This is a genomic window from Micromonospora sp. NPDC048843 (assembly GCF_040649965.1).
GTDB classification, from domain to species: Bacteria; Actinomycetota; Actinomycetes; order Mycobacteriales; family Micromonosporaceae; genus Micromonospora; species Micromonospora hortensis.
In genome coordinates this window covers 23,221-29,220 of the sequence record NZ_JBEZGJ010000092.1, presented here as the reverse complement: position 1 = coordinate 29,220, position 6,000 = coordinate 23,221, and the positions used below count along the sequence as shown (strand labels likewise).

At 71.3% G+C, this 6,000-nt stretch carries 8 protein-coding genes and 1 riboswitch; of the genes, 2 read left to right on the top strand and 6 right to left on the bottom strand.

Annotated elements, in window-relative coordinates; genetic code table 11:
• Positions 1-57 precede the first annotated feature (57 nt).
• Positions 58-360, bottom strand: a complete 303-nt coding sequence (locus AB0C20_RS21395; RefSeq protein ID WP_357568586.1) for a hypothetical protein — start codon at positions 358-360, stop codon at positions 58-60.
• A 169-nt stretch (positions 361-529) separates the two neighbouring features.
• The gene (locus tag AB0C20_RS21390) at positions 530-670 is read right to left on the bottom strand and encodes a hypothetical protein (RefSeq protein ID WP_167457621.1); all 141 of its coding nucleotides are present in this window, start codon (positions 668-670) and stop codon (positions 530-532) included.
• 384 nt (positions 671-1,054) lie between these two features.
• Between AB0C20_RS21390 and AB0C20_RS21385 the strand changes: the two genes are divergently transcribed.
• Positions 1,055-1,417, top strand: coding sequence for an STAS domain-containing protein (locus AB0C20_RS21385; RefSeq protein WP_030330302.1), 363 nt, complete (start codon positions 1,055-1,057; stop codon positions 1,415-1,417).
• An 18-nt stretch (positions 1,418-1,435) separates the two neighbouring features.
• Here AB0C20_RS21385 and AB0C20_RS21380 read toward each other — a convergent pair whose 3' ends face one another.
• Entirely contained in the window at positions 1,436-2,263 is an 828-nt protein-coding gene (locus AB0C20_RS21380; protein WP_210783405.1) for a 5'/3'-nucleotidase SurE, read from the bottom strand.
• Positions 2,260-3,237 carry a PfkB family carbohydrate kinase gene (locus AB0C20_RS21375; protein ID WP_357181287.1) on the bottom strand — a complete coding sequence of 326 codons (978 nt, stop codon included), beginning with the start codon at positions 3,235-3,237 and terminating at the stop codon, positions 2,260-2,262. Before AB0C20_RS21375 ends, AB0C20_RS21380 begins: the two co-directional genes overlap by 4 nt.
• 191 nt (positions 3,238-3,428) lie before the next feature.
• Here AB0C20_RS21375 and AB0C20_RS21370 point away from each other — a divergent pair, with 191 nt between their 5' ends.
• Positions 3,429-3,896, top strand: coding sequence for an SRPBCC family protein (locus tag AB0C20_RS21370; protein WP_357181284.1), 468 nt, complete (start codon positions 3,429-3,431; stop codon positions 3,894-3,896).
• 170 nt (positions 3,897-4,066) lie between these two features.
• On the opposite strand, the gene AB0C20_RS21365 is transcribed toward AB0C20_RS21370, so the two are convergent.
• Together AB0C20_RS21365 and AB0C20_RS21360 are read right to left on the bottom strand one after the other, a co-directional pair.
• On the bottom strand, positions 4,067-4,576 hold the full coding sequence (locus tag AB0C20_RS21365) for a hypothetical protein (RefSeq protein ID WP_357568585.1): 510 nt from the start codon (positions 4,574-4,576) through the stop codon (positions 4,067-4,069).
• 141 nt (positions 4,577-4,717) lie between these two features.
• Entirely contained in the window at positions 4,718-5,731 is a 1,014-nt protein-coding gene (locus AB0C20_RS21360) for a hypothetical protein (RefSeq protein WP_357181632.1), read from the bottom strand.
• Positions 5,732-5,787: 56 nt separating this feature from the next.
• Positions 5,788-5,919: riboswitch (cyclic di-AMP (ydaO/yuaA leader) on the bottom strand.
• Between the last annotated feature and the right edge of the window lie 81 nt (positions 5,920-6,000).

Below are 6,000 nucleotides of genomic sequence, written 5' to 3'. Positions count from 1 at the left end.
CAACTGGCGGATGCGCGGCACGGATGGCACAGACGCCACCGGTTGGACCGGCGCCTGCTATTTCCGGGTGGACCGGACCGGGCCCACCACCCCGGCGATCAGGAGCGTCCAGGGCAGTGCCGGCTGGCGGCCGGCGAGCGCGTCGAAGGCCAGCGAGGCGCGTCGTCGCGCCTCCTCGGCGGCGGATCCCACCAGGTCACCCGCCCCGTCGGCGAGATCGCTGCTGTTCTGGCGGGCCGAGCGGGCGGTGTCCCGCACACTGTCTCCGGCGTAGCTGACGGCCGAGAGTAGGTGCTCCCAGGCCTGGTCTGCGATCCGCTCCGGCTTGCTGCGGCGGTCCAGCAGGTTGGTTCCGAACATCGTGGTTACCTCCTCGGGTGCCGAAGCCGCCGGCCACTTCGGACTTCGGCGTCTTTCCAGCGCGTCACGGTGTCGCCTACCCCGCAGTGCCCCGCGTCAGCCGGACGCAAACCCCGACCTCCGCGGAGCACCGGTAGCTCGGCGCGCCGGAACCCGGCGCGCCACCGAATCAGCGCACCGCTGACACGGCGACACCTCGGGCGAAGTCGTCGTCATCGTCGTCATCGTCGCCCCCGCCACCGAAACCGCAGGCCAGGACGAGGGCGAGCAGAACACCGACGCCGGCCAGCCCGGCAAGTCGCTTGATCATTGAAGATCCTCTCCGTCGCGGTGGTGTCCCGGCCGATGCTAGGGCGCGTCGGCAACCGGGACGCGAGTCGCGCCGGCCGACGGTGGGCGACACGCCGACGGCACACGGGGCAGGCGTCCGTCGTGGCCGGTTGTCGGGCGCGCCGGGTCCGGACCGCTACCCTGGTTCGGCGGCGGGCCGGTCACGACCGATCGTCGATGGTCAGATAACGAAAAGTCTTGAGTAATCAGATACTGAAAAGTGCGGATATGGGTGGCTTTGTGGGCCCGGATCCGCGAATTGCTCATCCCGAGGGGTGGCGACCGAGGCCGTCGGAGGAATACTCTCGGTCGCGGCCCGCGTACTGATGAGGCGCCCGGGGGACGGGCGGGTGGAGGTGCTCGCGTGAGCCTGTCGATCGTGAAGTCGGTTCTGTCCGGTGGTGTCGTGGAGATCGCCCCACGGGGTGAGATCGACGTCGACACAGCGTACGAGGTGCGCGAAGCGATCGCCGAGGTGCTGGCCAAGGGCCGCCCTCTGCGCATCGAACTCAACATGAGGTTGGTCACCTTCATCGACTCGGTCGGCATCAGCGCCATGGTCGCCGGCTTCCAGACAGCCGAGGTCAGCGACGTCAAGCTGGTGGTCACCGAGCCGAGCCGGTTCGTGCACCGGCAGCTCTGGGTGACCGGCCTGCTCGGTCTCTTCGGCGCCCCGGAGCCCTACTTCGCCGGCGCTGCCACCCCCGAGGTGCTGCCCGGCGCCTGAGCGCGCCGGGCATCCCCGTCAGGGCTGCTCGTCCAGGCCGGTCAGGTCGATGTCGGTCGCCTCGGTGACCGCTCGGACGGCCGTCACCGACGCGTACCCGGCGGCCAGCAACGCCACGTCCGTGCCCGGCTGCGCGGCCTGCCCCGGCTCCTCCAGCGAGGTACGAACGAACCCGTGGCCGGATTCGGCCACCGTCATCTGCACCTGACCGAAGCTGGCCAGGGTGCCGCGCCGCACCCCGCGCAGCTGCCCGTGTGGCAGGTCCGGGGTGTTCACGTTGAGCACGCTCTCCATGGGCGCGGAGGTCAAACGGGGGAGCAGGTCCAGGGCGACCCGCGCGGCGGTGCCCCAGTGCCGTTCGGCGTCGCGTACCCGGGCAGCGGCGTCCACTGCTGCGCCACCGCTCGCGGCCGTCGCCTCGCCGGCGGAGAGCACGTCCAGGGAGACCGCCATCGCCCGGCAGCCGTTGGTAGCTGCGGTGAAGGCAGCGCCCACGGTGCCGGAGTGCAGCACCGCCCGGCCGGCGTTGGCGCCCCGGTTGACCCCGGAGAGCACCACCGACGGCGGTGGGCCGAACGCCCCGTGCAGGGCGATCAGCGTGATGAAGCCCGGGGAGCCGGCGACCCCGTACGCCGGCACACCCGCCAGGTCCGGCAGCGGGTGGTCGTTCACGACGACTCGCCCGTCGCGCTCCATGGCGCTCATCGCGGCGCTGGTGCCGCTCGCCTCCTCCATCGGCGCGGCCACCACGACGTCCAGACCCCGCTGCCGGGCGGCCCAGGCGAGCGCCTGGATGCCCGGCGCGGCGATCCCGTCGTCGTTGGTGATCAACACCCGGAGTGTCATCGCTCGACCACCCGGCCGGCCAACTCGTCAGGGGTCGTCCGCTCCTGTTGCCGGCTGTCCGCCGGCACCAGCCGGACCCGGTCCACCAGGCCGGTGATCGAGTCCAGCCGTCCGGTGCCCAGGCCGTGCCGGGTCACGTTCAGCGCACCAGCGGCGGCGCCGGTGCGGATCGCGGTCCGAATGTCCCCGCCCCTGGCCACGACGGCCGCCACTCCGGCCGTCATCGAGTCGCCCGCGCCGCGTGGGTCGGCGGCCTCCAGCCGGGGCATCTCGACCTGGAACAGCTCCCCGTCGATGAGCGCCAACGCCGGCTGGTCGGCGCGGCTCACCACCACCGTCTCGGCGCCGCCCGCGTGCAGCTCGTACATGGCCCGGGTCAGCTCCTCGGTGTCGTCGCTGCGGGCGCGGCCGTCGCGGATCAACTCCTCGTGACTCACCTTGAGGAAGAACACGCCGCTCTCCAGCACCGAACCGAGGTGATCGCCGGAGAGGTCGACCACCACCCGGCCGCCGTTCGCGCCGAGGTCGGCGGCGAAGCGTCGGTACAGGTCGGCCGGTACGAGCCACGGTTCGTTCGGCCCACTGAGCATGCTCACCGAGGCCCGCAGGCCCTCGCCGAGGGCGAGGTTGTACAGCTCGTCGATCTCGTGTCGGCTCAGCGGCTGCCCGGGCACGTCGGCGATCTCCTGCCGGGAGCCGTCGCGGCGATCGTGCACGTACCCGCCGCTGCCGGAGTCACGGACCACCACCTTGAGGTCCACGCCCTCGCTGACCAGCAGCGGCTCCAGCACCTGGCCGATCTCACCGCCGAGGGCGGCGCAGAGCACCACGTCGACTCCGAGGGAGATCACCATCCGGGCCTGCCAGACACCCTGTCCGCCAGGGTGCAGGTGCAGCTCGGGGTGGTCGTTGGGCTGGTCCACAGTCACCGTCAGCTGTGGAGTGGGCGCGAAGACCATCACGTGCCCACTCATTGGTCGTCGCCGTTCATGCTGGCCGCCCTTCGGCATCTTCGGGAAGGTTTCGCACTAACCGACCTTAATGGCGCAGATGGTGGCAGGTCGGCGCATCGGCCCGGTCCGGCGCGGCGCTGAGGGCGCGGGGGCGTTGCCAGCCAGACATCGGTACGGGACGATCGGGCGACCAAACGACGGCGGGAGACGGTGTGCTCAGCAGCGATACCTTCAGCTACACCGTCCAGGCCCGGTGCTCACCCGCCGAGGCGGCAGCGTTGCTCAGCGACCTGACCCGGCAGGGCGAGCTGCATCCGCTGATCGTGCGGGTTCGCCGGGTGCCGCCCCGGCCCGGCGCCCAGGCCAGCTATACGATCAACGACCGGTTGGCGGCCGGTCCGCTGCGCTTCCGGACCACCTACCACGCGGACGTGCTGATCAGCGAGGCCGACGAGATCGTCATGGTGGCCCGCCAGTGGCCGGCCACCACGGTGCGAAACCACACCCGACTGCGCGCCGAGCCGGACGGCCTGGTCCGCATCGACGTGGAGATCACCCTGACCGCGCCGACGCCGCTGTTCCGCTACGCCTTCCGCCAGGCCCAGGCCGCTCACCTAGCCCTAGCCACCCGCCTGGGCGCGGCCCTGGACCAAACCAGCACCCCCCCAAACCCCACCTGACCCGCGCCGCGCCGCGCCGCATCGCCCCGCCCGCCGCCCCGCCGCGTCGATCTTGCAGTTTCGGTTGTCTATATCGGCGTAATGCCCCATATGTCGGGACAGTAAGTGCAAGATCGCGGAGCAGGGCAGATCGCTTGCGCTTGGTGCGACGTGCTCAGCGGGGGTGGCGTCTAGATCGTGGTTGCGGCGCGATCACGGCTCGTGCGGGCCGGTCGGGTGGCGGAACGCCGGCCCCACGGCTTGTAGGTGGACAGCACCGTCGCGATGACCATCAGGCTTGTCGACACCGCCGGCGCGATGACCAGGTCGGCGCGATCCCGGGCGGGCAGGGCGGCACCGACCGCTCCGGCGTGACGCAGGTTCGGGGTGAGCAGGAACAGCACCAGCCCGACCATCACCGTGGTGAGCACGAGCTTGACCAGCACCCAGCGGTGGCGCAGCAGGCCCCACGGGGTGAGCAGCGAGCTGGCGACTCCGATCAGCCAGACCAGGACGCTCAGCGGCGCGAACAGCACAGTGCCGACCAGGGCCGTGACCGGATAGACCACCGCCGGGTCGGCGCCCCGCTGGACGGCGATGCCGAGGGTGAGCAGCACCAGGTCGGCGCCGAGCCAGCCGAGCGAGGTGACGAGGTGCAGGGTGAGCAGCGCCTTGCGGGTGGTGGGTCGGATCCGAGGCATACCGCGATGCTGCCCGCCGACCGCTGCCGGGTCGTCCGACGAGCGACGACATCAGGGGTACGCCCGGCGACGTAGCCCGGCCCCGGACACACGTGATGCCTGCGAGCCAGCACACGACTCACAGGCATCACGACGCGTGGGTCAGTAGACCGACAGGTGTACGTGGTTGGTGTGGTCGGTCGACGGGGTGCCGTGCGCCCCGCTGTACGACTTCCACCCGCTGCTGGGCAGCCAGATCTGCCTGTACCAGATCACGTAGAGCACGGCGAGCCGGTCCGCGTTGCGGATGAAGTACGCGGCCAGGTTGTTGCCGTACGTCTTGTCGCCGCCTGTGGCGTTCCCGCCGAAGCCGCCCTTCTGCGCCGCGAAGTCGCAGGCCCGGCCCTTCGGGTGTTCGCCGGAGCCGCTGGGGCGGTGGCACGAGACGTAGCGGGTGAATCCGGCGGCCTTGGCCTGGTTGAGCGCGTGCAGGGTGCGTGGGGTGATGCAGCCGTTGGCCGGCGTGGGGTCGTTGACGCTGCACGACTCGGAGGGCCAGGAGCCGTCGGAGTTGCGCGGTGCGGCCTTCGCGTTGGCGCTGGAGGTGCCCCGGTTGGAGCCGGCGTCGGCTGTGGTCTGCGGTTTGGGTGTCGTGGCCACTGTCAGGGCCCGTTCGGCCTGCTCCTTGCGCTTGGCCATGACCGCGACCTGCTTGCGCTGTTCGTTGATCTCACCGTCCAGGGCGACCCGGGTGCGGTTGGCCTTGTCCTTGCTGTTCAGCAGGTCGCGCAGCACCCGGTCCTCGTTGGCCGCCACCGCGTCCAGCGCGGCTGCCCGGTCCATGAAGCCTTCCGGAGTGTTGCTGTTGAGCAGCGCCGACATCGCACCGAGCCGACCGGTGCGGTAGGCCACCTCGGCGATCTCGCCGACCTTGCCGTTGCGCTGGTCGATCTCACCCTCGATGGTCGTCAGCTGGGTGGCGAGTTGCTTCTGCCGTTGCACCGAGGTGTCCAGGGCGCGCTTCGCGTCCAGGTAGCCCTTGCTGGCCGCCTCGAGTTGGGCCCGCAACGCCGGGGTGCCGCCCTCCTCGTCGGAGTCGGGTGCGGCGGCCCGCAGGCCGGTCGGGGGAGCGGCCGAGGCGGTGCCGGCCGGAAGCGCGACGCCGAGGGCGAACATCGCGACGATCAGGGCCGCCAGTCGGGCGGCGGGTGGTCGTGCTGGTGCCACTGCGCATGTCCTTCCGTCAGCCGCCGACCGGGTTAGCTGACGGGTTCGGGACGGAAGATCCCTACCGCTGACGCGGATGCACCCCAGGAACATGGTTCCCCGGTTCGCCCAGTTGGGCGATTAGGCGGCGACCGCCACCGGCGCCGGGAGGGCGCCGCCTTGTGGAGGCCGGGACCGAGCCTACCGGTGCGGGTGGGGCCGCTGCAGCCGATGTGACG